This is a genomic window from Streptomyces sp. BK022 (assembly GCF_004217355.1).
GTDB classification, from domain to species: domain Bacteria; phylum Actinomycetota; class Actinomycetes; order Streptomycetales; family Streptomycetaceae; genus Streptomyces; species Streptomyces griseoluteus.
The window spans coordinates 107,361-131,782 of the sequence record NZ_SHKU01000010.1 but is presented as its reverse complement, the minus strand read 5'-3'; the positions used below and the strand labels follow the sequence as shown (position 1 = coordinate 131,782).

The window sequence follows — 24,422 nt, the reverse complement described above, 5'->3', positions numbered from 1 at the left end:
GCCGCGCGCTCCGACCGCGCGGCGCGCCTCCCCCACCGCGCGATTGGAGCGCGCCATCAGCCGCGCCCAGCACCCGCGCCGCGCGCGCCACCCACCGCGCCCGCGCCCGACCGCGCCTCCGGCGGCGCGCCCGTCCGCGCGCCCAGCACGCTCCCCGTGACCGCGCCCAACCGCGCCCTGCCTGCCGCGCCGCGCGGCGCGCCTGACGCGCGCGCCTCCCTCTGCTCGACAGGCGCGCGCCCTCTGGCCTGCGGTTTTGCAGGCGCGCGCCTCCTGTGGGCCAGGCGCGCCGGTACCGCGCCCCTCCCGGCGCGCCCTCATGGAACGGCCCGGACCAGGCGCGCCGCGCCCCCGAGAAAGACCGCGCCGCGCGCCGGGAACGGGCGCGGTATGGGGCGCGCCCGCTCCCCTCCCCTGGCGCGGCGCGGGCGCGCGGCGCGGGACCTGGCGGGCCGCGCGGGGTGGCTGGCCGCGCCGTGGACATGACGAAGGGCGCGCCACAACGGGCGCGCCCTGGGTGGGACGATCGGAGCGCGCGGGGCTACCGCGCGCGCGGTGTCGCGGCGCGGCGAACCGCGCGGGCATCCTGCCGCGCCTCGTGGCGCGCGGCGCGGTCTTCGCCGCGGACCTGGCGCAGCAGCTTGGTCAGTTCCTCGGGGTGGGCCTTGCCCAGCAGACGGAGAGCGGCCAGTCGGACGTTCGGCTCGCCCGGCATTCGGCCTAGGCGGGCGTCGGCGTACTGGACGCCGTAGCGCAGGAACCGGGCCTCGGACTCCACCTTCTTCCGGAATCCGTCGATGCGGCGCTGTCGGGCGTTGGTGCCCTCCCCGGGGGGCGGATCGGGCAGGTACTGGCCCGGGTTCTCCATCATCAGCCGGCAGAACTCCGCCGCCCTCGCGGCTACCCTGTGTGACCGGAAAGCGAGGGCCTCGACGCGGCGGGGCGTCGGCGCCGGCGCGGGCTCGCCGAGGATGAACGCGGTCCAGCGGTCGGCGAGGGCGGCGTCATCGAGAGAGGCCAACTGCTTCGCGTGCTCGTGGGCCTGGTCGTCGACGATGTCTTCCATGTGCCCCAGGGCGGCCTTGATCTTGGCCCGCCATGGTTCGATTCGGATCTGCTGCGCCCGTCGGGTCTCCCCTTCCAGGAGCTGGTTGTAGTGCTTGGCGCGTCGCAGGGCCGTCTCCAGAGCGTCTGCGGTGCGGCCCGCGAGCTGGGGCGAGGAGAGGGCCGCCTCCTGCACGGCGCGCGGCAGTCGTCGATCTGGAGCGCCTGTGACGCACCTGACCACAGCGTCCACGAAGTCGTCGTCCTCCAGGCGGGCAAGGCGTTCGATCTCCTGGGCGATCTGGTCTTCGGTCACGGGGTGTTCCTCCAGTTCGGGGTGTGCGGCCCGCTGCTCTCGGACGCGCGAAGGGGGCTCGGACAGACAGCGAGACGGCCGTACCAGCCAGCGACAGGCGTGTGCCGGATCATCGCAGGAGCAACCGCTCCCCGGCCCCGAGTGCTCTGCACGCACCCGGTGGTCTCGAGACCGATTCCCGCACCCCACCTGCCTGGCCGAAAGGAACACCCGCTTGAGGTGAACGGAGCCATAGAGGGCTTGGGGATCTCTCAACGCTTGTCGTGGCAGCGGTACGGCCGCCTCGTTGGGAGATGGTACCCGCCGTACACAGCGCGGATGGGCACCGAGAGGGATATCAGCCCTGCTGAGGCTTGTTTCTGGCGGTGAGGGCCTCAATCCAGGGGGCGAGCTTGATCGGCTTCCACAGCAGCACGTAGCTCGTCTGGGAGGCCGCCAGCACACCCGCAAGGGTCACCACGGTCAGGTGCGCGTAGTGGAACTGCGCCCAGCCACCCTCGGCCGCCACGGTGACGACGCCGGCAACGCCCGCGGCCGCGACCGCGACCCACTTCTTCACCCGCGCCGACCAGCCGGGCTGCTGCACCACGGCAGTGAGCAGTGGCAGGAGCAGTCCGACCTTGGCGCCGGCCGTCAGTGCGTACAACAGATTCATGGTCCAGCCCTTCATACGGAGATGACGGGCCGACTGTGCGCGGCCGAGGGCCCTTGCGTCCCCTCACTCAGTGGGCGGCGGGCTCGCCCAGGTCGTCGGCGATCTCCTGCGGCGGCACAGGTGGGATGCCGTGGAGCTTGTCGAGGAGGGCGCGAAGCTGGTGGATGTAGTCGACGGCTGCCACCTTCCAGCGTCTCCACATCCGCTGTTCCTCCTCCAGGCGCTCCACGCGGTTCTCCAGCGTGGTGACGCGCTCCAGCGTTCTGGCGTTCGTCTCGCGCTGCTGCTCCAGGAGCTGGGTGAAGCCGGTGGTGACGGTCTGCACGGACTGGACAAAGGTGGCGGCCTCGCTCGCCTTCTCCTCCACCTGGGCCTTGCGCTCGTCCACCTGGGTCTTGCGGTTCGTCGCCCGGTGCACCATCCACGCGCCGCCCAGCGCACTGGTGGCGCCGAAGACGGAGGTGAGAAGGGGCCCCAGCGAGGTGAGCCACTCCACGGGGTGCCTCCTCGGTCGTGGTGGTCAGTCGGGTGCGCGGGAGCCGGAGCCTTGTACGGCTCGCGGCTCCCCGCAGCCCGGAAGATGCATCACCGTGGAGGCTTACGTCTCGATGGGCGTCTCCTTTGCCCCGGCCGCCTGGGCGGGGGACACCCCTGCGACGGCGCTCCATCCGACCCGGACAGCGTTGAGGAGCTGCTCGTCGGTCACGGCGGCCGCCATCACCGCCGGGTCGCTGGAGTTGGCGGTGATGGCCGCGGCCTGGAACAGGGGGGATGCCACGAGACCGACCATCATCGCGGCCGCCTGGAGGTCGGTCGGGGACAGCACCGACCGGGCCAGGCTGAATCGCAGGGGATTGCCGGGGGTGCTGGCGTCCTCCAGGAACACCTCCTGGGCGACGACGGCGATGGCCATGCGGACGCGGGGGATCAGCGTCTTCTCGTTGGCGAGCGCGGCCATCAGGGCGAGGGGCATCAACGGTGCAGTGGGCACAGCGGTCCTCACTTCGTGTAGGTGATCTTGAGGCGGGGCGGGTTGGACTGGCCGTAGCCGCGAGCCCGGCCGTAGTAGGTGGTGCCGGAAGCGTTCGGGTCGAGCGCGATGCCGCGCCACTTCGTGCTGTCGAACACGCTGGTGATGTCGACCCACTTGCCCTCGTTACGGGCCCACGAGATCGTCTTCGCCTCGGGGTCGCATGAGAATGACGACGGGCGGGACGTGAAGCTGTGCGCCTTGATCACGGCCTTGCCGCCCGCGTTTGAGTACCAGTGGTCGAAGTACAGGTAGACCTGAGCCTGCTGGATCGTGGCGCCGGCCAGGTCGGAGCCCAGCGCTGACGGGAACCCGATCAGGGACGCCTGCATGCCGTTGGTGCTGCTGTAGTAGCCCTGGAAGCACTGGTTGCCGTGGTACGAGTCGTACGATCCCCGGTTGACGTACGAGCCCGACCAGGACGCGTTGTAGTACTTCGTGTACTGCTTCGGGGTGGGGGCGCTCGTGCCGCCGCCGTCGTTGTAGCCGCCCGTCTCCGGGATGTACGGGCCGATGTCCTCGATCCAGAACTCGCCGATCGAGTAGTCGTTGCCGTACAGGGCGCAGGTCTGCCCGGATGGGCCCAGGGCGTTGGCGAAGGACAGCAGGAAGCGGTGAGTGCCGCCCCCGAGTGCCAGCCCGCTGCGGACGAAGTCCATCCGCGCGGTGAACGAGGTCGCCACCGGCATGGCGTGCACGGCCATGTAGAGCTGGGTGGAGGAGATGGTCGGTGCGGCACCGCTCGCCCCGCCGGTGCGGAGGAACAGCCGCAGCTCCCCGCCCGCGGCCGACGGGTCACACCGGCCCTGGAACACGAACTTGTACATGCGGGTCGGGTCGATGTCGCAGGCCAGCTCGACGAAGCCCATCTCCGTGCCGGACGCCGTCTTCGACAGGGCCTGGTAGTCGATGGCCTGGATGCCACGGGGCAGCGCGGCCAGCACGTCGGTCAGGTCGGTGCCGCCCACGGTCAGGTTCTCGGCGACGGCCAGGCGCTGGAAGCCGGCTGCGCCGGTCTGGTCGATCGTCGCCGTCGCCACCCCGTCCGCCGACAGGGTCAGGTAGTTCGGGCGGCCGGTGACCAGGGCGACCGCCTCGTCCCCGTTGTCGTCGTACAGCTGGAGGCCGCGCGGGCTGATCTCCGTGCGCGCTCCGGCCACGCCGGACGCCATGACGATGCGGGCGCTGACGTTGTCCCACGCCACGGTCCCTGCGCTGGCGTTGTTGGACGCGACCGCAATCCGGAGCTGCGCGGTGCCCACCGGGGCCGGGAGGTCGGGCACGCCGGAGAGGGTCGTCCAGGTGCCCAGCACGGTGGTGGCGCCCCCGCCCGTGGTGCTGATCTCGCTGTTGGCGAGGATCGTGCCGGAGGTGTCGAGCCACTGCGCGTATATCCACGCGGAGGTGCCGTTCCAGTCGGTGGAGGCCAGGTAGTCCATGGCCAGCCACACCTTGGTGCCGGGCACGGCGGGCAGCGTCGCCAGAGTCAGGCCCCGGGATGTGGCCGAGCCGTTGACTGCGTTGACCTGGAGCGCGCGGGCGGTGCCGTTGCCCGGCGCGATCAGGGACCAGTTGCTCTGTCCGGCGACGCGCTGGTCCGAGGTGGCGCCCTCGAAGGACGGGTCGGCGATCACGTTGCCGTCGACGGCCAGGGAGAGCCGGTCGGCGGCGATCGACCCGGCCTTGATGTGCGTGGAGTCGATGCTCCCGGCCGCGATGGCGGACGCCGTCACCGAGTTCACGGCCAGCTTGTCGGCCGTGATCGACAGCGCCGCCAGCTTGTCCGTGGTGATGGCCAGCGAAGCGATCTTCTCGGCCGTGACCGCGCTCGCCACCAGCTTGTCGGTGGTGACCGCTCCCGCGACCAGCTTCGGCGTGGTGACTGCACCGTCGGCGATGTTCACCGACTGCACAGCGCCGGTCTCGACCACCTCGATCGTGACCGACCCGACCTCGGCCGTGCCGGTGCCGCCGCTGTAGTTCAGGTAGAGCAGCGGGCTGAGGAACCGGGTGTTGGCGTGGACCTGGCCTGGTGCGGTCGGGGTCGGGCACGGCGCGCTGGAGCCGTTCACGCCGGCCGCCGCCCACCCCTTGAGATAGCCGGTGACGCGCACCCACCCGGCGCCCGCCGTGAGGTTCTGCGACGAGGCGGCGATGTAGTGCTGGGTCGCGGCCGACGCGGCTCCCGTGGTGTTGACCAGCGTGGCCCCGTCGGCCGCGATGCCCGCGACGCCGGTGTACAGCCGCTGCTGGGTGGTGTCGCTGCCCGCGACGGTCTGCCGGACGACGGCGGTCACCCGGTAGAGAACGTTCGGGTCGAACGGGATCAGCACGTCCGGCCGCCAGGCCGCGGTGAGCGACCCGACCGCGCGCATCACCGAACTGCCGGACTGCGCGTCCGCGACCTGCACCGAGCTGAGGTTCGACGGGACGGTCGCGGTAGCGGTGCTCGACCCCGACACCCGCCACTTCGAGGCGTCCGACCCCACGTCGTAGAACTTCTGCAGGACGGACGCCGCGGTGGTGACGTTGAGCTGGGAGGTCGTGATCGACCCGGACACGATCCGGTCCGCCGCCAGGGTGTTGACCGCGATCCGGTCGCCCTGGATGGACCCGGCGACCATCTTCGGCGTGGTGATCGCACCGTCCGCGATCTGCACGCCGGGGGTCACCGGGCGTACGGCCGCGTTGTCCCACCACACCGAGCCCGCCGTCGCGTTCCCGGACTCCACCCGGATGCGGGCCAGCACGGCGCCGGCCGGGGCGGTGACCGTGCCGGAGAACCGTGCCCACGCGCCCTTGGCGGGGCTGGTGGTCGACACCTTCCCCGCGGACAGGACCGTGCCGTCGGCCTTCTCCCACTGGGCGTGCACGTTGATCTCGGCCCCGGCCCAGTCGGTCGACGGGTAATAGTCGACCGCCAGGTACACCTGATCGCCTGCGGTGGTGGGCAGGAGCATCAGTTCGGCGTTGCGGGTCGTTGCGGCCCCGGCGGTGGCCACCAACTTCAGGCTGGCCGGGGTGCCGTTACCGAAGGTCTTGTCGATCGAGAGGTAGGTGGCCTTGGCCGCGATGGCGGCGCCGCCTGCCCCCTCGAAGGAGGGGTCCGGGAGGACGTTGGAGCCGCCGACGATCGTCAGCTTGTCCGCCGAGATCGAGCCCGCCGCGACGGCCTGTGCGGTGACCGAGTTCGCCGACAGCTCGGACGCCGTGACCGAGTTCGCAGCCAGCTCCCGCGCCGTGATCGCGTCAGCAGCGATCTTCCCGGCCGCGACCGCGTCGGCGGCTAGGGCGCCCGCCTGCACGGACCCGGCCGCTATGGCGGCCGCCGTGACCGAGTTCGCCGCGAGCTGTCCGGCCGTGATGGTGTTCGCGGCGATCTCCGCCGCTGTCACCGCGCCGGCGGCGATCTTTCCGGCGATAACCGATCCGGCCGTCAGCTCGGCCGCGGTGACCGAGTTGGCGGCCAGCTCCCGCGCGGTGATCGCGTCGGCGGCCACCTTCCCGGCCGCCACGGCGTCGGCGGCCAGGGCGCCCGCCTGCACGGACCCGGCCGCTATGGCAGTCGCGGTGACCGAGTTCGCGGCCAGCTCGTTGGCAGTGACGGCCGCGGCCGCCAGCTTGGCGGTGACGACCGAACCGGCGGCGATCTTGCCCGCGGTGACCGAGTCCGCGGCCAGCTCTCGCGCGGTGATGGCGTCGGCGGCGATCTTGCCCGCGACCACCGCGTCCGTGGCTATCGCTGCGGCGGTGACGCTGCCCGTGACCAGGTTGGTGGAGTCGACCACACCCGTCTTCAGGGCCTCGATCGAGACGACGTCGACCTGCATCGTCCCGGCCGCGCTCGCCTGGTTGTTGTAGTTGCACCAGACGTACGGCGTGACGTAGCGGACGTTCGCGTGGACGAGGCCCGGAGCGCGCGGGTCAGGGTTCGGGCCGGCCGAGCCCGACGCCCCGGCCAGGGCGCGACCCTTGACGTAGCCGATGGCGGTGACCCAGCCGCTCGCCGATGGCAGCGACCGGGCGGAGGCCGCCGCGTAGTAGTGGCTGTTAGCGGAGTTCTGTCCGTCCCGGTTGACGAGCGTGAGACCGTCCGCGCCCACCCCGAGGAGCCCGAGGTAGAACACGTCGGGGGTGGCCGGCTGCACGGTGGCGCGGATGCGGACCGCCACCCGGTACAGCACGTCGGGGTCGTACGCCATGAGGACGTTGCCGCGCAGGCGGACGAAGCCGGCGGCCTGGCCGACGGTCTGACCGGAACCGGCGTCCGGGACCCCCGTCAGGTGCTGCCAGGAGGCGCCCGTGCCGAGCTGGAGCACGGACCAGGCGGTGGGGTCGCCCATGGTGTCGACCCACCGCTGGGACGCGGTGTCGGCGAGCGCCCCGGTGAGCGCAGCCGGGGTCACCGACTGCGCGGCCAGCTTGCCGGCCGTCACGGCGGCCGCGCCCAGCTTGGCGGCCGTGACCGCCGCGTCCTGGATCTTCGTCCCGTCGATCGCGCTGACGGCGACCTTCGCGGCTGTCACCGCGGAGTCCGCCAAGGCGAGAGCGTTGACCGCGCCGCCGGCCAACTTCGTGGACGTGACCGCCGCGTCGCCGAGCTTCGCGGCCGTGACCGCCGCGTCCTGGATCTTCGTCCCGTCGATCGCGCTGACGGCGACCTTCGCGGCCGTTACCGCGGAGTCGGCAAGCGCGAGTTCGGTGACAGCCCCGGTGGCGAGCTTTCCCTGCGTGACCGCGTTCGCGGCCAGCTTCGCCGCGAGGACCGCCCCGTCCGCCAGGGCCGTCGACTGCACCGCTCCGGCGGCGATCTTCGCCGCCGTGACCGCGTCGTTGGCGAGCAGCAGCTCGTTGACCGCGCCCTGCCGGATTTTCTCGGTGGAGATCGCCGCCGTGGCGACCTTCGCCTCGGTGACGGCAGCCTCGGCCAGCTTGACCTCGGTCACGATCCCGTCGATCAGGTCCTGACCGACCGCCTGCCGGGCCTGCCCCTGCACGCGCGCCGAGGGGGCACCGGTGAGCGCGGCCGTGTTCTGCCCGACCAGGCACACCCACACCGGGTCATAGCCGGTGACGTGGGCGGTGATGGTCCCGCCGAGCGGCGCGGTGATCGTGGCGACCTGGGTGGCCACGGACGGCACGAACGTCTCGCTGGTGCCGACGTGGACCTGGACCAAGGCGAAGTCGGTGGGGGCCGCCACGGCGTCGGCCCACGCCCCGTCCCAGCCGATCCGCAGACCGCCCAGCTCCGTCTCGACCGTGGGCGGCGTCGGGGTGGGCGGAGGCGCGGTGTTGACCGGGTCGGGGACTACGGCCAGGCCACCGTCCGGCTGGACGCCGACCGAGCCCTTGAGCACGCCCTCTTCGTCGTAGATGTCGAGGGTGCCGCCCTCGATGGAGGCGCCGTTGAGCTGGTTGGGGCGCTCAAGGGCGCCAAGCCGGTCCTCAATCTGCTTGAAGAAGCCCGCGAGCTGCTTCGATCGCTCTCGCTCGTCGAGATTGAAGGACGCCACCGTCCCCCTCCTGCCGCTCCGCTGCCGCCGGGATCTCCGGAGGCAGACGGGGAGGTTGGAGGGGGCTAGGGGCTAACGTCGCGTGCTGGGCTAGCCGTAGAAGTCGGAACGGGTCAGGTCGAGCACGGCCACGTCGCGCTCCATGTCGATCTCCTCGGCGACGATGCGGTGCCAGATCGCCAGCTCGCCCGCCCAGGGCACCTCGACCTGGAGCAGGATGCGGTCGCCCATCGCCCAGGAGGCCATCGGCGCGTTGCGGTGCGCGCGAACCGCGATCGACGGAATGGTGAGCTGCTCCGAGTGCCTCGCCAGTTCCTTCTTGCCGTACTCGGTGAGCGTCTTGACGTTCGCTGTCGACTTGCGGCTGATGAACTTGGCGCGCCGTACGCGTCTGCCGTCGTAGGCGGAGACGCGGGCCCGCGCGGTCTTCGCGCCGCTGCCCTTGCCCAGCACGTACACGTCGCTGGCGTACGTGTCGCCCTGATAGTTCGGCTTGGCGACCTCCACGATGTTCTCGCCCTGAGCGAAGCGCAGGTCGTTGCGGGCCCGGCCGAGCCGCCGGGTGCCCAGGTCGACGTGATGGAGGATCTTCTCCCTCGCCCCGTCCCAGTAATGCCGCTCCGCGTAGTCGGCCTGGGCCAGGTTCATCACGTCGGTGATCGTGGACCCGCAATCGGGGTTGTCCCACCATTGCAACTGCCACGGGTCCTCGCCGGAGGCGGCGCCCAGCAGGTAGCCCGAGTCGTGCCCGTCGAGGGTGACGCCGAGCTTGCCCATGGAGTAGCTCTGCAGATGGGACCAGATGTGCCGGACGACGTCGTAGGCGTCCCACCGGCTGCCGACCTTGTCCTTCGGCCGCTTCGGCATCTTCCGCTTCGGGTGGGTGCCGTCTATGTAGCCGTCATGATTTTTGTCCTTGCCGTCGTACGCCCACTTCTCGTGCTGCTTGGCGCCGGAGCGGATGGTGTCCCCGAGGTACGGCATACCGGCCGGGTAAGCCGTGTAGCCGGCACAGGTGACCTTCATGGCCTGCTGCTCGAAGGACACGTTGGTGACGAGACCACCCCAGCGGATATAGCCGTCGTACTCCGCGAAGATCGCTGTGGCCCACTCGCTGATGATCGGCAGGCCGTCCGGCTTGGCCAGCAGCCGCAGGTACTCCGGCTCGATCGACCCCGACATCCTGCCCGGACCGTTCAGCTCGCGCCGAGGCGGCGAGTCCGCCTTGAAGGGCACGTCCCAGTCGATGATGTCGCCGGTGACCGGGCGCGCCGCGATGTACCGCCACCCCATCAGGTACTCACCGGCTCCTGCGAGAAGACGACCTCGAGCGCCAGGACCGTGTACGCGTCCGCGCGGAGCAGGCCGGTGAACCCTGCGGTACCGATGCCCTCGATGTCGAAGTCCCGCATCTGCCCGCGGTCGTCGGGGTCCAGGAGGAACTTGTGCCCGGCCTGCACAGTGAGACGGCCGGCCTGAGCCACCGTGTACGGCATGCCGGCACCGTGCCGGTCGTCGAAGGACACCCGGACCTGCCCCCGGGCTTCGGTGGCGTCCGGGTGCAGCAGTCCGGTGATGGTGACGTGCGCAGCCACGTGCGTCGCCCACTCAGGGACTCGCTCCGTCCACGTCGCGCCGAGCGGGAAGGCCTCCCAGTCGGTGGTGACGGCCCCGTTGTCGTCGGTCTGCGGCCACGCCCCGGCCAGGTAGCGGCGGAAGAACTGCTCGCGCGGCCGCGCGAGCTGCCGAAGGTCCGTGATCATGCCCGCCATGACGGTGGAGGTGGAGGCGGGCAGGTCGATCCGGGCCAGCGTGATGGCAGTGGAACCGGGCTCGATGTCCTGAATGCTGGTCGTGCCCGGCGGCACGTCGGAGATGATCCGGGTGAAGACGTACGGGCCGATCTGCGGGTCCACCGGCTCGGGCCAGGTCTCCCCGCCGTAGGGGTCCTCGATCCGGACGATGACCAGGTCCGAGCGGCCGCCGTCGACACCGGTCGGGGCAACGTTCTCCTGGTCCGGCGTCGGCTTGCGGGCCGCGTAGGACTGGCCGCCCCCGCCCGCGGCCCCTCGCCGCTTGGCCACCATCGCGCCCGGCCCGACCTGCACACCCGGACCGGGCGCGTCCAAGGCCGTCACGAGCAGGTCGGCCGCCGCGATGACGCCTTCGCCCCCGCACGCGGCCGCGTCCACGATCAGCCGCAACGTCTCCTCGGACGCGGTCGTGTTCTCGACGAACCACGGGATGCCGTCCCAAGCCATCTGTCTCCTCCTCCATGTGGAGGGAGGAGGAGACAGCGGCCGACCAGCTAGTGTCGCCCGCTCACCATCCGGCGAACGCGTTCCGCCACCTGATCTCGATGCGGGGGCCAGCAAGGTGTACGGAGCTGATCGCGCCGTAGGACATGGACGCCGTCCACCGCCCGGGGGGGATGGCCATCTGGGCAAGTCGGGCGCTGGAGCGGGTCAGCTTGTCGCCCGCGCCCACCGTCGACGAGCCCTTGGTGTGCGTCACGGTGCGCACCCACGGCCGCGGGTCGATCGTGACGTACTCGCCGTCCCCGATCGTCAGGTTCACCTGCACCGACCACAGTCTGGGGAGGGTCACCGAAGGGTTCTTGCACGGCCCGTGGATCACGATGACCGGGAACGTGCTCTTCGACCCTCCCTGGGTGATGGTCGCAGACTTCTTCGCCCCCGAGGCGGGACGATTCGGGCCGCCGGCAGGGCGGCCCGGCCGTGAGGGCAGTGTCGGCCAGTGGTACTCCCACAGCTCCTCGCGCTGCTCTGTGCTGTCGTAGAAGCGGTCGTCGACGGAGACGAAGTCGCAGGCCACCGACGTGTAGCCCTGGCTGGCGAACCGTTCGTCCGCGACGTCGAACTTGCGTGGCCGGCCGTACAACTGCCGGGTCCGGCCAGCCCTGGTGTGCATCAGCCAGGCCGCACGGCCCGCCCTACCGCGCACCGCGTCGGCATCCCACACCTGCCGCAGCATGTCGATACCGTCCGCGCACCACTGCTCCGGACCCTGGTCGGCCTTGCGCGCTGCGGCGAGCGTCGCTTCCATGGGCGTCCAGCCGCCCACCGATCCGTCGGCCCAGGGGCGTGTGGGCCAGTGCCGGTCTACGGGACCGTCCACGCCGTCCACGCCCAGCTCGAACGTCACCGTGGCGGCCCGCCGGTAATCCCGGCCCATACGGATGCCGTCCTCGCCCGGCAGGGCCGCGTCGCCGACCTCCATGTCGGTGAACTTCAGGTCGGGCTTCGTCAGGGTGTAGATCCCGGACGCCACCCGGCCGAACGTCAGGCTCGCCCCAGGCAGGTTGTCCGCCGGTAGGTAGCCGAGACGCCAGTCACCACTCTCCATAGCCGCCCCCTCCCATGCGCAGCAGGCGCAGCTCGTACATCACGTCCTCCATCGCGGTGGCGGTGCTGTCGACCGCCCCGACGTTCACGTTCAAGTCGCCGCCGACGAGCGCTTGGGCGGCACGGCCCGTCTCGACTCGCTGGCGGGCGGGGGTGGATCGGGTGCGTACGCCGCCCTGGGCGTACTGGCGCATCGAGTTGTTGGCGAAGTAGACGACGCGGCCGCCGAACATCTCCGCGACGCGGTCGAGGATCTGCTCCGACCGCTTGCGCTTGCCGGGGGCCAGCGGGATGTATGCCTCGCCGCCGGTCTCGGGCTCCGCCCACAGACGCATCTCGCCGGCCTGCGCGATCTGCGCGATGTGCCGCTCGGCGCCGTTGGCGAACGCCTTCACCCGGCCGGCCATGGCGCGGATGCCGCCGTTGGCGTACTGCACGATGCCGCCGTTGGCCTTCTCCGTCATGTACGGCTTGCCCTGCGCGGAGTACCGGACGACGACGTTGACGGTCCGCCCTTGCAGGCTGTTGATCTTGCCCTGGATCGCTGCGATCTGGCTGATGGGTGTCCCGGTGGGCGCGGTGATCCGCACCTTCTTCCCGCCGGTCCCGTCGACGGTCTTGATCTTGTAGCCGAGCTGGGCCAGTGCCGCCTGGGCGACCTTGGTCGGCGCCTTGACCTCAACGTTCTTGCCCTTGAGGTTGGCGACCTTGTTTTGGACGTTCTTCAGCTCGCTCGCGGCCTGCTTGACGATGGCCTGGACCGTGACCTTCTTCCGGTCCGGTGCGCTGGCGATGTCCTGGGCGAGCGCGTTGAGGTCGACACGGGCGCCCTTGGTCGGGGCGGTGACGGCGACCTTCTTCGAGCCGGGGATGCGCTGCACCTTGAAGCCGAGGGCCTCGATCTGCGCGCGGGCCTCCACGGTCGGCGCGTTGATCTGGATGCCCTTGGTCGGGGTGATCTTGGACAGCTCGCCGCGCAGGTTGAACACGTCCGCCGTCGCCTCGGGTATGCCGTTGGTCGTGACCGCCGTGGAAACCTCGTTGGGGATGAGGCCCATCTGGTCCGCCAGGGCCTTCGCCTTGGGCACCGGAACCCCCATGGCTACGGCTAGATCGATTGCCTTGGCGCGGGCCCTCTCCGCCGCGTTCTCGCTGGTCTTCATCGCCTGCGCCAGCGGGATCTGCCCCTGGTCGGCGGCCTCTCGGGCGCTCGTGGAGACCTGGAGCATGCCATCACGCAGGTCCATGAGCTGCTGGTTGAGCTGCTGACCGTTCTTCGTGGAGGTGTTGACCAGCTTGTCCGCCCCGATGAGGGCCTTGCCCCAGCCGTCCGCCTTCTGGATGTTCCCCTTCATGGCTTCGTCGACCTGGAGCATCGTCTGGTCGAGGCGCGCCGTGGCGTCGTGGATCGACATGACGTTGCCGGACAGCGCGTCCAGCGCCGCGCCGAGAGCCTTCACCCGCTCGTCGGAGGACTTCGTCTCGTCGTTGAACGCCGAGACCGCGATCTTCAGGCGGCCGTACGAGCCGGTGCCGCTGTCGGCGGCGCTGTTGGCGGCGTCGGCGACAGCCTTCTGCTTGCCGATGACGTCCTTGAGGTGGCCGCCCAGCTTGCCCAGGTCGTCGCCCGCAGCCTTCCACTGCTCACCCTGCTCGGACATCTTCAGGACGTAGGTGTCGGCGCCGATCTTCTTGTATTCCTTGGTGCCTTCAGCGAGGGCGTACAGCTTCTTGCGCAGCTCGTCGACCGAGGCGCCCTGCCCCAGGTAGGCGTTCGTGGCGTCCTTCAGCTCGATCTTTCCGGCCCGCAAGGCGTCCATGAGTTTGCCCTTGCCGTTGCTGAGCTGGGCGTCCTGGAGGTAGGACGCGGCCTGGGCGCGCACGTTGGCGTCGATCGCGCCGCCGGACGCCTTCAGGGCGGCCGCGAGGTCGTTCTCCTGCTCCTTCTGCGCGGCGGCCGCGCGGGCGGCCTGCTCGTGCTTGGTGGCGAGCAGGCCGAGGCCGATGGTGATGGCGGTGATGGCGATACCGAGGGGGCCGCCGAGGGCGGACGTGATGCCGCCGAAGGACCGCATCGCTACGCCGTTGGCGCGGCCGATACCCCGGAGGGTGCCGGTCAGCCGATTGCCTTCTTGCGAGGCCCGCTGGTAGCTGCCGGACATTCGCTGCCAGACGGTGGCCTGCGGGCCGATCGCGCTGGCGCCGAGCGATCCGCTCAGGGTGGCGCCGAGCGTCCGGCTGGACGCGGTGAGACTGGCCACCCTGGTACCGAAGCCGCGGAGCGCGTTGGCGACGGAGGTGACCACCTTCAGGGCGAGCATCGTGCCCAGCAGGGCGGCCAGTCCCGTGTTGGCGCCGGGTATGACCGCCATGACCGCGTTGAAGACGTGCAGCAGGCCGTTGAAGGCGGCTAGCAGCACCCCGAGGCCGGTTCCAGCCTCCGAGACGTGCCCGATGGCGGTGGCGATGTTCGAGATGACGGCGATGACGGCGGGGCCGACGCTGTGTCCGAGCGCGTTGAAGAACGTGCCCAGGGCGGGGACCAGTTGCAGGCGGATCTGCCGGACGAGGTCGGTGATACCGCCGTCCCTCATGCCGCGGCCCATGCCGCGCATCAGGTCACCGAACAGGCGGTTGACTTCGTGGAAGGTGGGGGCGGCGTCGGCGAAGAAGTCCTTCATCGACACCTGGCCGGCCTTGGAGTTGGCCCAGCGCTTGAAGCGCAGCAGCGACCCTTCCAGGCCGTCGAGGAGGGAGTCGCCTGTCTCCTTGGCGGCCTTGCCGACGCCCCCGAGGCCGCCGATCAGGTTGCCGGTGGCCCGGCCGAGCTGGGCGGCCTTGTTCCCGGCCTCGTCGAGGAAGCGGGCGAGGCTGCCGGTCTCGCGGCCTGCCTTGGCCTGCGCGCGGAGCCAGAGGGTGAACTTCTCGCCGGCGTCGCCGACGCGGCGGACGAACGGCCCGGAGGCCACCATGAAGTCCTGGGTGGCGTGGCCGAGGTTGGCCAGCCCGTTGACCATGTTGCCGACGACGTGCGAGTTGGTGCCCGCGATCGTCTTGAAGTCCTTGCGGAAGACGCCGGACTGCATGTACTTGGCGCCGCGCGCGGCGAGGGAGCCCAGTTGCCCGGAGACGCCGCCGAGCGCCCCCTCCAGCAGGGGGAGAGTCTTGTCCGCGAGGGGCTTGATGTCCCCCTGGATCTTGGAGAAGAACCGTTCGCTGACGCTCTTGCGGACCTTGGCCCAGGCGCCGGAGAGGCCCGTGACCTCGGTGACGGTCTTCCGGGCGGACGTGGACAGGTTCCCGAGGGTCTGGTTGAGCTTCTGCTGCTCGGCCTTGGTGACCTTTGTGCCGGCGGCGTGCTTCTGCTCGATCGCTGTTGCCGCCTGGACGGCGTCCCCGAACCCGGAGAAGGCGACCTTGCCGCCGATCATCGCGGTCGCTGCGGCCGAGATCAGGCCGGGGAGCGCGCCGAGTACGCCGACGGCGGGCGCGGCGGAGGAGGCGAGCGCGGTGAGCCCGGCGCCGTACTGGCCGAGGAGGGCGACGGCGGGCTGCGCCAGGGAGGCTATCGCCCCGATGCCCAGGGAACGCAGGGAGAAATTCGACTTGCCCGCCGTCACCGGCACGGTGATCGGCCGCCGGTCGACCTCTCCCTGAACCCCGTCGATCTGCCGCCGTACCCCGTTCCCGAGCTGCCCGTTTCGGTCGTTGCCGGCCGTCACCGGGACGGTGAGGCCGGACTCGTCGAGACGGCGGCGCAGGCCGTCGATCTCGGAGCGGACGCGCTCCTCGTCGATCTTGACCTTCACCGTCGCGGTGACGCCCTTGGCGGCCTCCTTGACGGTGCGCTCAAGCTGCTTGCGGAACCCCTTGCCGTCGACCTTGAGCTTGATCTTGGCGGTGAGCCCCTCGGCCGCCGCCTCGACGTCCGTCCGCAGCTTCTGTGCGAACCCCGAAAGGTCCGCCACGACCGGTACGTCGAGGCGACCGGCCTGCAGGCCCTCACCCACTACGGATCATTCCTCTCTGCATGGCGGCCATGGCCATCTGCTTGTGGCCGCCACCGGCTGATGCCGGCGCGGGTGCCTGCGGTGCGGGCCGCGGCTGCGGTGCTGAACCGGGGAGGCTGCTCGCCGTGGCGCCGGGCTGGCCCGGCCGGACGATGGCTATCGGCTCCTCGCGCCGCCGGTCGGCGGCCAGGACTCCGATCTCTTCGACGATCCGGGCCAGGAGTTCCAGGTGTCGTGTCCAGCCGCGTAGGGGGCCGGAGTGCACTCGGGAGTCTTCGGGGAGACCGTCGATGAAAGAGATCAGCCGGCGGAGCCCGATGAAGCCGGGGTCGCCTGGGCGGAGCCAGACGCGTCGGGCGTCGAGTCCGTGGAAGCGGGAGAGGTCGGATTCGACGTCTGCGAATCGTTCGCGGAGGAGACGTCCGACCCAAAGAGCTTTCCCAGCTCAACTCCGTAGACCTGCGACAGGCCGGCGGCGAGGCGTACGTAGTCCGAGATGGACGGGCGGCTCTGCTGGAAGCGGGCCCATTCCTCGTCGCCGAGAAGGATGTTGAACGTTTCGCGTACGGCTGCCAGGACCTTGCGCAGGAGGTTGCCGCGGCCGCGCAGGGCCAGGAGAACGATGTCGCTGACGGAGGCGTCGCGCTCGGACGCCTCGTAGACGTCGGCGACGAGCCCGGTCAGGTTCAGGTCATCCGCGAGCAGCGGGTCGAGCGCGGCGTCCGGCAGCTCGGCCGGGAACATGTACTGCTCTCCGTGGAACTGGACCGGGATGCCGTGGGGGTACTGGACCTCGCGGCGGGGGGCGTCCAGGTCGATGACGAAAGTCGAGTCCGAAGACATGGGGTGTGACCTCTCCAGATGCGTAGCTGAGTCGCGGGGGTGCGGCAGCGCGCGGACAGTGCCAAGCCGGTGATGCTTGTGTCGCGCGCTGCCGCTGGAGGTCACGCCGTCAGGGCGAACGCCGGGTCGTCGGTGAGCATGTACCAGGCGTCGAGGTTGTCGCCGCCCTGGACCGCGAGGCGCAGCGGGAGCACGGCGGCCTTGGCCTGCGCGAGGTCCTTGGAGACGCCTTCCATCTGCATGCAGCGCGGCAACACGTACCGGTAGTGCTTGCCGCCGTCGATGACCTCGACCACGGCCATCACCTCGCCGCGGCCGCCGATCTTCGGCGGGGCGAACTTGTAGTGCTTGACGGCGGGCGGCCCGGCCACGCTGATCTCGGTGATGGTGCCGCCGCCGTACACCGCCTTGAAGTTCGGCGCGGACCACTGCTGGAGGTCGACCTCCACGGTCGCCGCGTCGCTCGTCTGGAAGGTGCGGGTGGGAAACAGGGACTGCGCGGACTTCACCTGCTCGAAGTTGACCTCTTCGTTGAACTTGAGGCTGTCCTCGCTCGTGAATCCGACGTCGCGCAGCGCCGGGTCCAGGGCGGAGGTGGCGTCGGCCGGGGCGGTCGTGCCGACCGGGCCGAGGTAGACGCGAGTGATCGTGGGGACGACCATCTCGGTGTTCGTGACGTTCGTTGCCATGACGGGGCTCTCCAAGGTGTCTGCTGCTCAGGGCGCGGACACCTTGGAGAGCCGGGGTGGTTAACGTCGCGTCGTCACGGGTGCAGGGTGACGCCGAGGGTGATCAGCCAGCGGGGCTGGCCGTCGATGAGCGGGGCCCAGACCAGCAGCCCGGACGGCTTGACCTTGTTCACGACCGGCCGGCCGGGAACGTGGGGGGCTTCGACGATGCCCTTGGCGGCCTTCACCAGACGCACGAGGATGCGGCGCAGCTCGGCCTTCCCCGGCCAGCCGCCGGGGTGGCCGCGCAGGTCGAGGATCACCTCGGGGTGGGTGAGGTAGCGCATGTCCTCCAGGTCTCCGCCGGGGCCGTGATCGAGCATCAGGTGGGGCCAGGGCGCCTCGGGAAGGCCGGACACGCGGTCGAGGCCGCCGAGTGCGTCGGCGGCCTCGTCGCTCTGCTGGAGCCACGCCAGGAGGAGCGCGACCGGGTCGGCGTCCTCCAGGTCGGCGTCCTTGGCGGTCGGGTCGCTGCTCATCAGGTGCGGGTGGTGAAGCCCTGGTTGTGGAGGTGGCGGGCGTAGGCCGGGGCCACCTGGATCTCGTCGCCCGGCAGGAAGGACTTGTCCTCGATGTCGAGGTGGTGGGCGAGGGTGACGGTCTGGGGTTCCTGGCCGAGTGCCAGCGCCGGGCCCACGACCTCCCGGTCCGGGGTGCGGGCAGTGCGTTCGGTGCGGACCGCCGGGGTGTCCTCGGCGTCGGTCTCGGGCGTCTTCTTCGCGGTGTTAGTAGCCATGCCGGGCACTGTGCAAAAGCCGCTCGGCTTATGTCGCGCCCTTGGGAACACTGGGCTGCGGGCGACTTGCACAATTGTGCAAGTCAGCGTCGGACGGCGACGATCGCGGCCGCCCGCGCCATGAAGAACGCGCCGTCGGCGACCAGGTTGCCGGGGTAGACCGTGCCGACCTCCGCCTCCACGATCCGGGGGCCGGTGACCGACACGGTGACTGTGACCCGCTTCCCGGTCACGACCGGCTGCCCGGTGTTGATCAGCTTGGAGATGCCGTCCCGCTCGCTGTGGGCCATGCACCGGCAGTTCTTCAGGTTGGCGACCGCGCGGCTGGACTCGTCCCGAGGCTCGGTCATGTAGGTCTTGTCGCCGACGCCGCGGTGCTTGCGGTCCCAGTCCATCGAATTGACCTCGAACCGCAGGTTGCCGGGTACCTCCTGGCCCTGGGCGGCAACGTGGGTGTGGCGCACCTTGTCGTCGCCCATGGTGACCCACCGCTTCATGGGCGGAGCGAGGCGCTTCGCCTCCAACTCCACCTGGTGCGCGATCCGCTGCACGTGGGGGGCGATCATCCGGGCAAGCGCCTCCTCCAGGCCCGGCGTCGCCGTGAACTTGGCCATCAGGGCACCTCCGGCGGGTCCAACGTGGCGGCTGCCCCGATGTAGTCCACGTCGGGGCAGCCGGGCACCTGGTGCAGCCGGGTCATGGTCAGCGTCCACGACCGGCCGGACTCGTCCGTCACCGTGTCCCCCGGCTTCACCGGCCACGCCTGCGGGTCCAGCCGCACCGACCAGGACCCGTCGTCCTGCTGCAACACCGACCCCGGCCAGGTCCCGCGAGGCTCCGGCCGGACATCCGGGTTCGGGGGGACAGGCACACCGTTGGCGTCGCGCACGAAGGGGTGATCGAGCACGTACGCGGTGAGCGCGGCGTTGGGCAGGACGACGGCCATGAGGTCAGATCCTCCGGGTCAGCGGCGGTAGCGGCTGGACGAGTACGGCCACGGCGCGCGGGCGGGGGAGCTGGGCTTCCCCAGCAGCAGCCGCTTGTACCGGGCCAGGGTGTCGACGACGGGCGGTGCGCCGACCTGGCCGGCGGCCGGTGACGCCTCGTACGAGATGGACTGGCCCTCCGCGCTGACCGAGGACACCCGGCGTCCGGTCGCGCCGACGCCGCCGGGCCGCTGCCGTTCGGACTCGGCGGCGTGGGCGGTGACGTAGCGGACGATGGGCTCCTCGGCGGCGCCGTCCAGCCCGATGAGGAAGTCGACGTCGTACGTGCCGTCCCCCCGGTCGCGGTAGGCGAGAACCTGCACCAGGTCGTCGAAGACGACCGGCCAGGAGTCCGCGTCGGCGAAGTCGTCGACAGGCCAGCGGGGGGTGAGGGCCTGCCGGGTGACGATCTGCGGGACAAGGGGCCGGCCGAGGAAGCTGACGACGTCGGCCTGCGCCTTGCGGATCACGGTCTCCAGCTCGTCCCGCTGCGCCGGGGTGAGCGGGAGCGGCACCTTCAGCTCGTCAGCAACCGCCTCCGGGGACGTGACAAGGCCGAGGCCGAGCGGAAGGTCGAGCCGGAGCGACGGGTCCTTGACGGGCTGGCTGCCGCCGCTCGGGGTGAACGTGACCGTGGCCCAGTACCGGCCGGGCGGCACGTCGGGCAGCGCGAACCGGTACACCCCGGCACGCAGCCGAGCAGCCGCCCCGGCGCGGGCTACCTCGGTTGCCCGGTCGGGCCCGTCGTAGAGGACGAGGGCTTGGATCTGCCCGCCGGCCGGTTCCGGGTCGTACGCGGCGCCACCGAATATGGGCTGGTAGTCGTAGAACACCCCGAGCCTCCCGCTACTTGCCGGTGCGGGCGTCGGCCTGGGCGCGCAGGCGCTCCAGGACGCGGGCGGCGATGTGGGGCGCAACGAGCGCGCCCTCGGGCATCAGCAGCCGCTCGATGGGGTTGCTGTGCGGGCCGAGGAACGCCCGCTCGACCAGGCGGAGCTGGCACACCATCTCCGTGCCGTATGGCGGGGCAGGCTGGAACACGGCGTCCAGGTCCGCCGGGGGTGCCTTCGTGGCGTCGTCGAGGATGACCTCCACGAGGTGCGCCGCGTCCGGGATGGCCTCGGTGGAGAAGACGTAGGTGCGCTCCTCGGGCTCCGGCTCCTCCGGTGCGGCCGGCGGCTCCAGCGGCGCCGCGTCGGGCGCCTTCGGGCTCTCTACGGCAGGCTCGTCGGCCGAGGCCGGCGGCTCCAGTGGCGCCGTGTCGGGGGCGGTCGCGTTCTCTCCGCCCTGGTCACCGGTGTCGGTGGCCTGCGGGGTCTCTTCGGCCGCGCTGGCGGCTTCTGCCGCCTTCGCCGCGGCGGTCTTGCGGGGGGCACGCGTGGTGCTGGCGGCCATGATGGCTCTCCCTCTCGGGCTCCGGGTATCCGATCAGCGGGCACCCTGCACAGCGTCGAGGGCTTGTGTCGCGCCCACCCGGACACGAAGGTGGCCCCCTCACCGGCGAGTGAGGGGGCCACCAGGTCGTGCGCGGATCAGGAGTAGGTGAAGCCTCCCGTCTTGGTGACGTTGCCGGCGTCGTCGACCAGGACGACGTCCCGGGCGCCGGCGGTGCCCGCCGGTGCGGTCACGGTCAGCTTCGTCGGCGACACGATCTTCAGCGCGGTGCCCGACGCCCCGTTGAACTTGACGTCGCTGACACCGTCCAGGTACTTCCCGGTGATCGTGACCACGGTGCCACCGGCGACCGGACCCGTGGCCGGGCTGATGCTGGCGATGACCGCCGGGGAGTACATGCGGTCGATCTGCGACTGGCGGACCACCTGCCCGGCGCGGAACGCGAGGGTCTTGATGTCGCCCTCGGGGGCCCGGTCGTTGGTGTCGCCGGTGTAGTAGCTGCCCTCGTCGGAGTGCCGGGTGCCGTAGACGTCGGCGGTCACCACTACCTCGGGGTCGGTGATCGGCGCGGCCGAGGCGGGGAAGGCCGCCTTGGCGATCCGGGTTCCTGCTGCGGTGTAGAGCCCCATGCCCTGGTACCTCTTTCACGGTTGTCGTTTCGAGCGGGGGCACCGTGGCCTACCGGTGCGGTTACCGTCGCGTCCTGCCGGGCCGAGCCGGTCGGCTCACAGAATCCGCAGGTCGTCCCAGCCGTCCGGGCCGACGCTGAACACGAGCAGCCCGGCCGTGGACACCTCGCCGGAGCGCACCGTGTACCAGTCCGAGCCGTTGTCCAGGGTGGGCGCCTGGATGTGGAGCCTGCCGTGCCCCATCTGCTGCGCCCTGAAGTGGTGGTAGTGGCCGGAGATGAGGATCTGGGCGTCGGCGACGGGCTGCCGGCCGAAGGTCTGGCCGCGCCACCAATCCCCGGCCTTCTCCGGGCGCGGGTACTGGTGGCCGTGCGCGAGGCCCACGACCGTCCCGGCGACGTCCAGGGACACGGTGTCCCGCCACCGCTCCGGCATCACGAACGAGACGTGCCCGTACGCGTCCTGGTTGCGGGCGTAGGCGTCCGCGACCTGGGACATGACCTCGATGCCCCAGTCGTCGACCGGGGGGCCGACAGCGTCCTTCCCGCGCCGCACCCGGGCGTGGTTGGAGCCGCACGTCGCGGCGACGACCCGGCCGAAGCGTCCGGCGAGCCGGTCCAGGCCCTCGAACGTCAACCTGCGGTGCACGCGGATCATCTCGGTCAGCGTGAGGTCGTTGGTGAACGCCTGCGCGGCCGTGTTCTCGAATCCTTCGACGCAGTCGCCGGCGTCCATCCAGTACGCGGCGGACGGGGCGCGCCCCACGGTCTTGAGGTCCCGTATGTGGTCGTCGAGCCGGTCGAAGCGGTCGGCGATCCGCGCGACCAGCTCGGGGGTGCCGCCGTCCCGGCCGACCTTTCCGGCCTGCGCGTCGGCGTACACCACGACCAGGGCCCGCTCGGCGGTGTCCACGGCCGTACGGGGTTTGCGGCGGCGCCGCATGGCGTCACGGACCAGGGCGTCCAGATCCCCGGCGGACTTCCAGGCGGGCGCGGCGGGCTCGATGACGTACCGGCAACGCCACACCGCGCGGGTGACCGCGTCCTCGCCCTGCTTGTCACGGTGCCAGGCGGCCGGGTCGTGCTTCGCCTCGACGAGGCGGACGGTGAACCCGTCGGGGACGGCGAGTCCCATCTCCTCGACGCGGCGCCGCCACTCCTCCACGCCGCCGGCGGGCTGCGTCTCTGCGGGCGGCGCGGTGACCACCATCGTGCCGTCCGGCTCCCAGCGCACGCCGCTCTCCCAGCCGCGCGGCGCCGCGGGCTGCGGCCGCACCACCTGGGTCGGCCCGGACTGTGCGGCCGCGGCCGGTTCGAGGAGGGCGTCCAGCTCTGCGGTCAGGGTCATCGCTCGCACCTGCATCCGTTGGACTCGCCCCGGCGGCGGTGCCGGTTCACGGTGTACGCCGACACCGGGTCGCTGTGCCGGCTGATGGTGTCCGCGATGGCCCGAGCGGGCACGCGCGCGGAGTCCAGCACGCTTCGGAGCGCGGCGGCCTCCGTCTCTTCCAGCTCGGCGAGGAACGCGCCGACTCCGCACTGCGGGCCCCGGCGGAGGCTGGTCGCGCCGGTCAGCGCCTCCAACTCCTCTACCAGGCCCACGGACTGCTTCTCACTCACCGGCTCCTCCAGCCACCGCAGAACAACGAACGGGGCGGACCGTAGAGTCCGCCCCGTCCTTACGTCGCCCGACCGCTGCGGCGCCTCCCCCTGGGCGCCGTCTCGGTCAGGGGGTCATTACGGCGTCGGCTCGGTCCACTTGCCGATGACGAAACTCTCGGGGCGGGGTACCTCGAGAGCCACGCGCTCGTCGGCACGGAACGTGATGACGCCCTGCTCGTAGTTGGTGCCGTTCTCGGAGGAGACGGTGACGGAGACCGACTCCCTGTCGTGGAGCTGCGCGCCCATGCCGAACGCGCCGATCAGGAAGTCGGTGTCGCGCATGGCCGTGGTCTCGACGACGTCGAGCTTCCACACCTTCTTCTCGGCGCCGACGGCGACGGCGAGGGCGACGCGGAACGCGCCGTTGTCGTCCTCCTCCAGCTCGACCTCCTCCCACATGGTCGGGGAGAGGACGATGCCGGTCGGGGAGTACTCGGCCAGGAGCGCCTTGGTGATGGCGCGCCGGATCTGGACGGAGTACTTGTCGCTGGCCAGTCCGCTGTACTGCTGGACGCCGGGGGTGTTGTAGATGCCGGTGAGGGACTGGGCGTCGCCCTTGGAGTGCAGGAGGTCCCAGTCCTCGGCGAACTTGACGCCCTCCACCATCCGGTCGTCGATGAACTTCTTCAGCCGGGGCTCGTCGGCGAGGATGTTCTTGTGCGAGTCGAGCAGGTGGGCGACCTCGGCGACCGGGTACATCACGCTCGACAGCTTCAGCTTCGAGCGGGGGGCCCGGCCCCAGGTGTCGGAGTCGTCGCCGGTGGCCGGGCTGACGCCGTCCGCCGCGTACCGCTCCTTGACCTGCGCGGCGTTGTTCACCCAGCCGGTCTCGCGGACGCCGTAGAGCACCGCGGCCTTGGTGGTGGACTTCGGGAACAGGTCGCGGATGTGGAACTTGCGGCGGGGGATCTCGCCGAGGGTGAGGGTCTGCGCCGAGCCGAGGGCCTGGTGGGTGACGGTTCCGGCGGAGAGGGAGAAGATGGACTTGCCCTCGATGTCCGCGCGGATGTCGGGCTTGTTGCGGAGGTTCGGGTCGGCGGTGCGGGCCCTCTTGTAGCCGTCGGAGTCGAGGAACAGGTCGCCGAGGGACTTCCGCTCCATCTGCGGGTTCTGCCCGTAGTGGGAGCCGGCGGCCGACGGACGCTCGGGGGCCTCGAGGTACTGCTTGATATCGGTGAGGCCCTGCTCGGCGTCGATGAGGCCCTTGATCTCCTGCGCCTGGGCGGCGATCTTGCGGAACTCGGCGGCCTGCTCGGTGGAGATGACGAAGCCGCCGTTGTCCTCGACCTTGAAGGTCGAGCTGATCCGGTCGGCCTCGGCGGACTTGGCCTCAAGCTGGCGCTGGAGTTCGGTGATGCGGCTGGTGGTGGCGGGCATTTCTGCTGCTCTCCCTGATGCTGGGTGCGGTTGACGTGCGTCGCTCGCCCGGCCAGCACCGGGACGCCTCGAACGCGAGGCGCATGGAAGAGGGTGGGAGTGGTTAACGTCGCGCGCTGCCCGTTCCTGAAATC

The 24,422-nt window shown here is 71.0% G+C and carries 21 protein-coding genes; all 21 read right to left on the bottom strand.

What is annotated here, in order from left to right; genetic code table 11:
- Positions 1-541: 541 nt before the first annotated feature.
- Positions 542-1,360, bottom strand: a complete 819-nt coding sequence (locus EV284_RS32510; RefSeq protein ID WP_130340606.1) for a hypothetical protein — start codon at positions 1,358-1,360, stop codon at positions 542-544.
- A 337-nt stretch (positions 1,361-1,697) separates the two neighbouring features.
- On the bottom strand, positions 1,698-2,015 hold the full coding sequence (locus EV284_RS32505) for a hypothetical protein (RefSeq protein WP_130340604.1): 318 nt from the start codon (positions 2,013-2,015) through the stop codon (positions 1,698-1,700).
- 67 nt (positions 2,016-2,082) lie between these two features.
- The gene (locus EV284_RS32500; protein ID WP_130340602.1) at positions 2,083-2,511 is read right to left on the bottom strand and encodes a hypothetical protein; all 429 of its coding nucleotides are present in this window, start codon (positions 2,509-2,511) and stop codon (positions 2,083-2,085) included.
- A gap of 102 nt (positions 2,512-2,613) precedes the next feature.
- On the bottom strand, positions 2,614-3,006 hold the full coding sequence (locus EV284_RS32495) for a hypothetical protein (RefSeq protein ID WP_242625889.1): 393 nt from the start codon (positions 3,004-3,006) through the stop codon (positions 2,614-2,616).
- An 8-nt stretch (positions 3,007-3,014) separates the two neighbouring features.
- Positions 3,015-8,558, bottom strand: coding sequence for a hypothetical protein (locus EV284_RS32490; protein WP_130340600.1), 5,544 nt, complete (start codon positions 8,556-8,558; stop codon positions 3,015-3,017).
- 90 nt (positions 8,559-8,648) lie between these two features.
- Positions 8,649-9,851, bottom strand: coding sequence for a hypothetical protein (locus EV284_RS32485; RefSeq protein WP_242625888.1), 1,203 nt, complete (start codon positions 9,849-9,851; stop codon positions 8,649-8,651).
- A complete protein-coding gene (locus EV284_RS32480; RefSeq protein WP_130340598.1) occupies positions 9,851-10,819 on the bottom strand; it encodes a hypothetical protein in 969 nt (322 codons plus the stop codon). Before EV284_RS32480 ends, EV284_RS32485 begins: the two co-directional genes overlap by 1 nt.
- 61 nt (positions 10,820-10,880) lie before the next feature.
- Positions 10,881-11,924, bottom strand: coding sequence for a hypothetical protein (locus EV284_RS32475; protein ID WP_130340596.1), 1,044 nt, complete (start codon positions 11,922-11,924; stop codon positions 10,881-10,883).
- The gene (locus EV284_RS32895) at positions 11,911-15,933 is read right to left on the bottom strand and encodes a hypothetical protein (RefSeq protein WP_165425701.1); all 4,023 of its coding nucleotides are present in this window, start codon (positions 15,931-15,933) and stop codon (positions 11,911-11,913) included. The genes EV284_RS32475 and EV284_RS32895 overlap by 14 nt, the downstream gene beginning before the upstream one ends.
- Before the next feature lie 300 nt (positions 15,934-16,233).
- A complete protein-coding gene (locus EV284_RS32465; RefSeq protein WP_130340594.1) occupies positions 16,234-16,776 on the bottom strand; it encodes a hypothetical protein in 543 nt (180 codons plus the stop codon).
- A 101-nt stretch (positions 16,777-16,877) separates the two neighbouring features.
- Positions 16,878-17,465 carry a hypothetical protein gene (locus EV284_RS32460; protein ID WP_130340592.1) on the bottom strand — a complete coding sequence of 196 codons (588 nt, stop codon included), beginning with the start codon at positions 17,463-17,465 and terminating at the stop codon, positions 16,878-16,880.
- Positions 17,466-17,539: 74 nt separating this feature from the next.
- Positions 17,540-17,983 carry a hypothetical protein gene (locus EV284_RS32455; protein WP_130340590.1) on the bottom strand — a complete coding sequence of 148 codons (444 nt, stop codon included), beginning with the start codon at positions 17,981-17,983 and terminating at the stop codon, positions 17,540-17,542.
- Positions 17,983-18,240, bottom strand: coding sequence for a hypothetical protein (locus EV284_RS32450; RefSeq protein WP_130340588.1), 258 nt, complete (start codon positions 18,238-18,240; stop codon positions 17,983-17,985). The genes EV284_RS32455 and EV284_RS32450 overlap by 1 nt, the downstream gene beginning before the upstream one ends.
- Positions 18,241-18,323: 83 nt before the next feature.
- The gene (locus EV284_RS32445; protein ID WP_130340586.1) at positions 18,324-18,854 is read right to left on the bottom strand and encodes a hypothetical protein; all 531 of its coding nucleotides are present in this window, start codon (positions 18,852-18,854) and stop codon (positions 18,324-18,326) included.
- Positions 18,854-19,186: a hypothetical protein gene (locus tag EV284_RS32440; protein WP_130340584.1), complete on the bottom strand. Its 333-nt coding sequence runs from the start codon at positions 19,184-19,186 to the stop codon at positions 18,854-18,856. The genes EV284_RS32445 and EV284_RS32440 overlap by 1 nt, the downstream gene beginning before the upstream one ends.
- Positions 19,187-19,204: 18 nt before the next feature.
- Positions 19,205-20,059, bottom strand: coding sequence for a hypothetical protein (locus EV284_RS32435; protein WP_130340582.1), 855 nt, complete (start codon positions 20,057-20,059; stop codon positions 19,205-19,207).
- A 13-nt stretch (positions 20,060-20,072) separates the two neighbouring features.
- A complete protein-coding gene (locus EV284_RS32430) occupies positions 20,073-20,621 on the bottom strand; it encodes a hypothetical protein (RefSeq protein WP_130340580.1) in 549 nt (182 codons plus the stop codon).
- Between the two features lie 137 nt (positions 20,622-20,758).
- Positions 20,759-21,250: an IPT/TIG domain-containing protein gene (locus EV284_RS32425; RefSeq protein ID WP_130340578.1), complete on the bottom strand. Its 492-nt coding sequence runs from the start codon at positions 21,248-21,250 to the stop codon at positions 20,759-20,761.
- Positions 21,251-21,346: 96 nt separating this feature from the next.
- Positions 21,347-22,597, bottom strand: coding sequence for a hypothetical protein (locus tag EV284_RS32420; RefSeq protein ID WP_242625887.1), 1,251 nt, complete (start codon positions 22,595-22,597; stop codon positions 21,347-21,349).
- Positions 22,594-22,869, bottom strand: a complete 276-nt coding sequence (locus tag EV284_RS32415) for a hypothetical protein (RefSeq protein WP_130340574.1) — start codon at positions 22,867-22,869, stop codon at positions 22,594-22,596. The genes EV284_RS32420 and EV284_RS32415 overlap by 4 nt, the downstream gene beginning before the upstream one ends.
- Before the next feature lie 117 nt (positions 22,870-22,986).
- On the bottom strand, positions 22,987-24,288 hold the full coding sequence (locus tag EV284_RS32410; protein ID WP_130340572.1) for a phage major capsid protein: 1,302 nt from the start codon (positions 24,286-24,288) through the stop codon (positions 22,987-22,989).
- Positions 24,289-24,422: the final 134 nt, after the last annotated feature.

What these genes read in the sequence shown, in the direction of transcription:
- EV284_RS32455 (WP_130340590.1), bottom strand. Translation starts at nt 17,983, where the DNA reads ATGAGCAGCGACCCGACCGCCAAGGACGCCGACCTGGAGGACGCCGAC.
- EV284_RS32430 (WP_130340580.1), bottom strand. Translation starts at nt 20,621, where the DNA reads ATGGCCGCCAGCACCACGCGTGCCCCCCGCAAGACCGCCGCGGCGAAG.
- EV284_RS32475 (WP_130340596.1), bottom strand. Translation starts at nt 11,924, where the DNA reads ATGGAGAGTGGTGACTGGCGTCTCGGCTACCTACCGGCGGACAACCTG.
- EV284_RS32445 (WP_130340586.1), bottom strand. Translation starts at nt 18,854, where the DNA reads ATGGCCAAGTTCACGGCGACGCCGGGCCTGGAGGAGGCGCTTGCCCGG.
- EV284_RS32465 (WP_130340594.1), bottom strand. Translation starts at nt 16,776, where the DNA reads ATGTCTTCGGACTCGACTTTCGTCATCGACCTGGACGCCCCCCGCCGC.
- EV284_RS32480 (WP_130340598.1), bottom strand. Translation starts at nt 10,819, where the DNA reads ATGGCTTGGGACGGCATCCCGTGGTTCGTCGAGAACACGACCGCGTCC.
- EV284_RS32440 (WP_130340584.1), bottom strand. Translation starts at nt 19,186, where the DNA reads ATGGCCGTCGTCCTGCCCAACGCCGCGCTCACCGCGTACGTGCTCGAT.
- EV284_RS32485 (WP_242625888.1), bottom strand. Translation starts at nt 9,851, where the DNA reads ATGGGGTGGCGGTACATCGCGGCGCGCCCGGTCACCGGCGACATCATC.
- EV284_RS32450 (WP_130340588.1), bottom strand. Translation starts at nt 18,240, where the DNA reads ATGGCTACTAACACCGCGAAGAAGACGCCCGAGACCGACGCCGAGGAC.
- EV284_RS32460 (WP_130340592.1), bottom strand. Translation starts at nt 17,465, where the DNA reads ATGGCAACGAACGTCACGAACACCGAGATGGTCGTCCCCACGATCACT.
- EV284_RS32505 (WP_130340604.1), bottom strand. Translation starts at nt 2,015, where the DNA reads ATGAATCTGTTGTACGCACTGACGGCCGGCGCCAAGGTCGGACTGCTC.
- EV284_RS32420 (WP_242625887.1), bottom strand. Translation starts at nt 22,597, where the DNA reads ATGACCCTGACCGCAGAGCTGGACGCCCTCCTCGAACCGGCCGCGGCC.
- EV284_RS32425 (WP_130340578.1), bottom strand. Translation starts at nt 21,250, where the DNA reads ATGGGGCTCTACACCGCAGCAGGAACCCGGATCGCCAAGGCGGCCTTC.
- EV284_RS32410 (WP_130340572.1), bottom strand. Translation starts at nt 24,288, where the DNA reads ATGCCCGCCACCACCAGCCGCATCACCGAACTCCAGCGCCAGCTTGAG.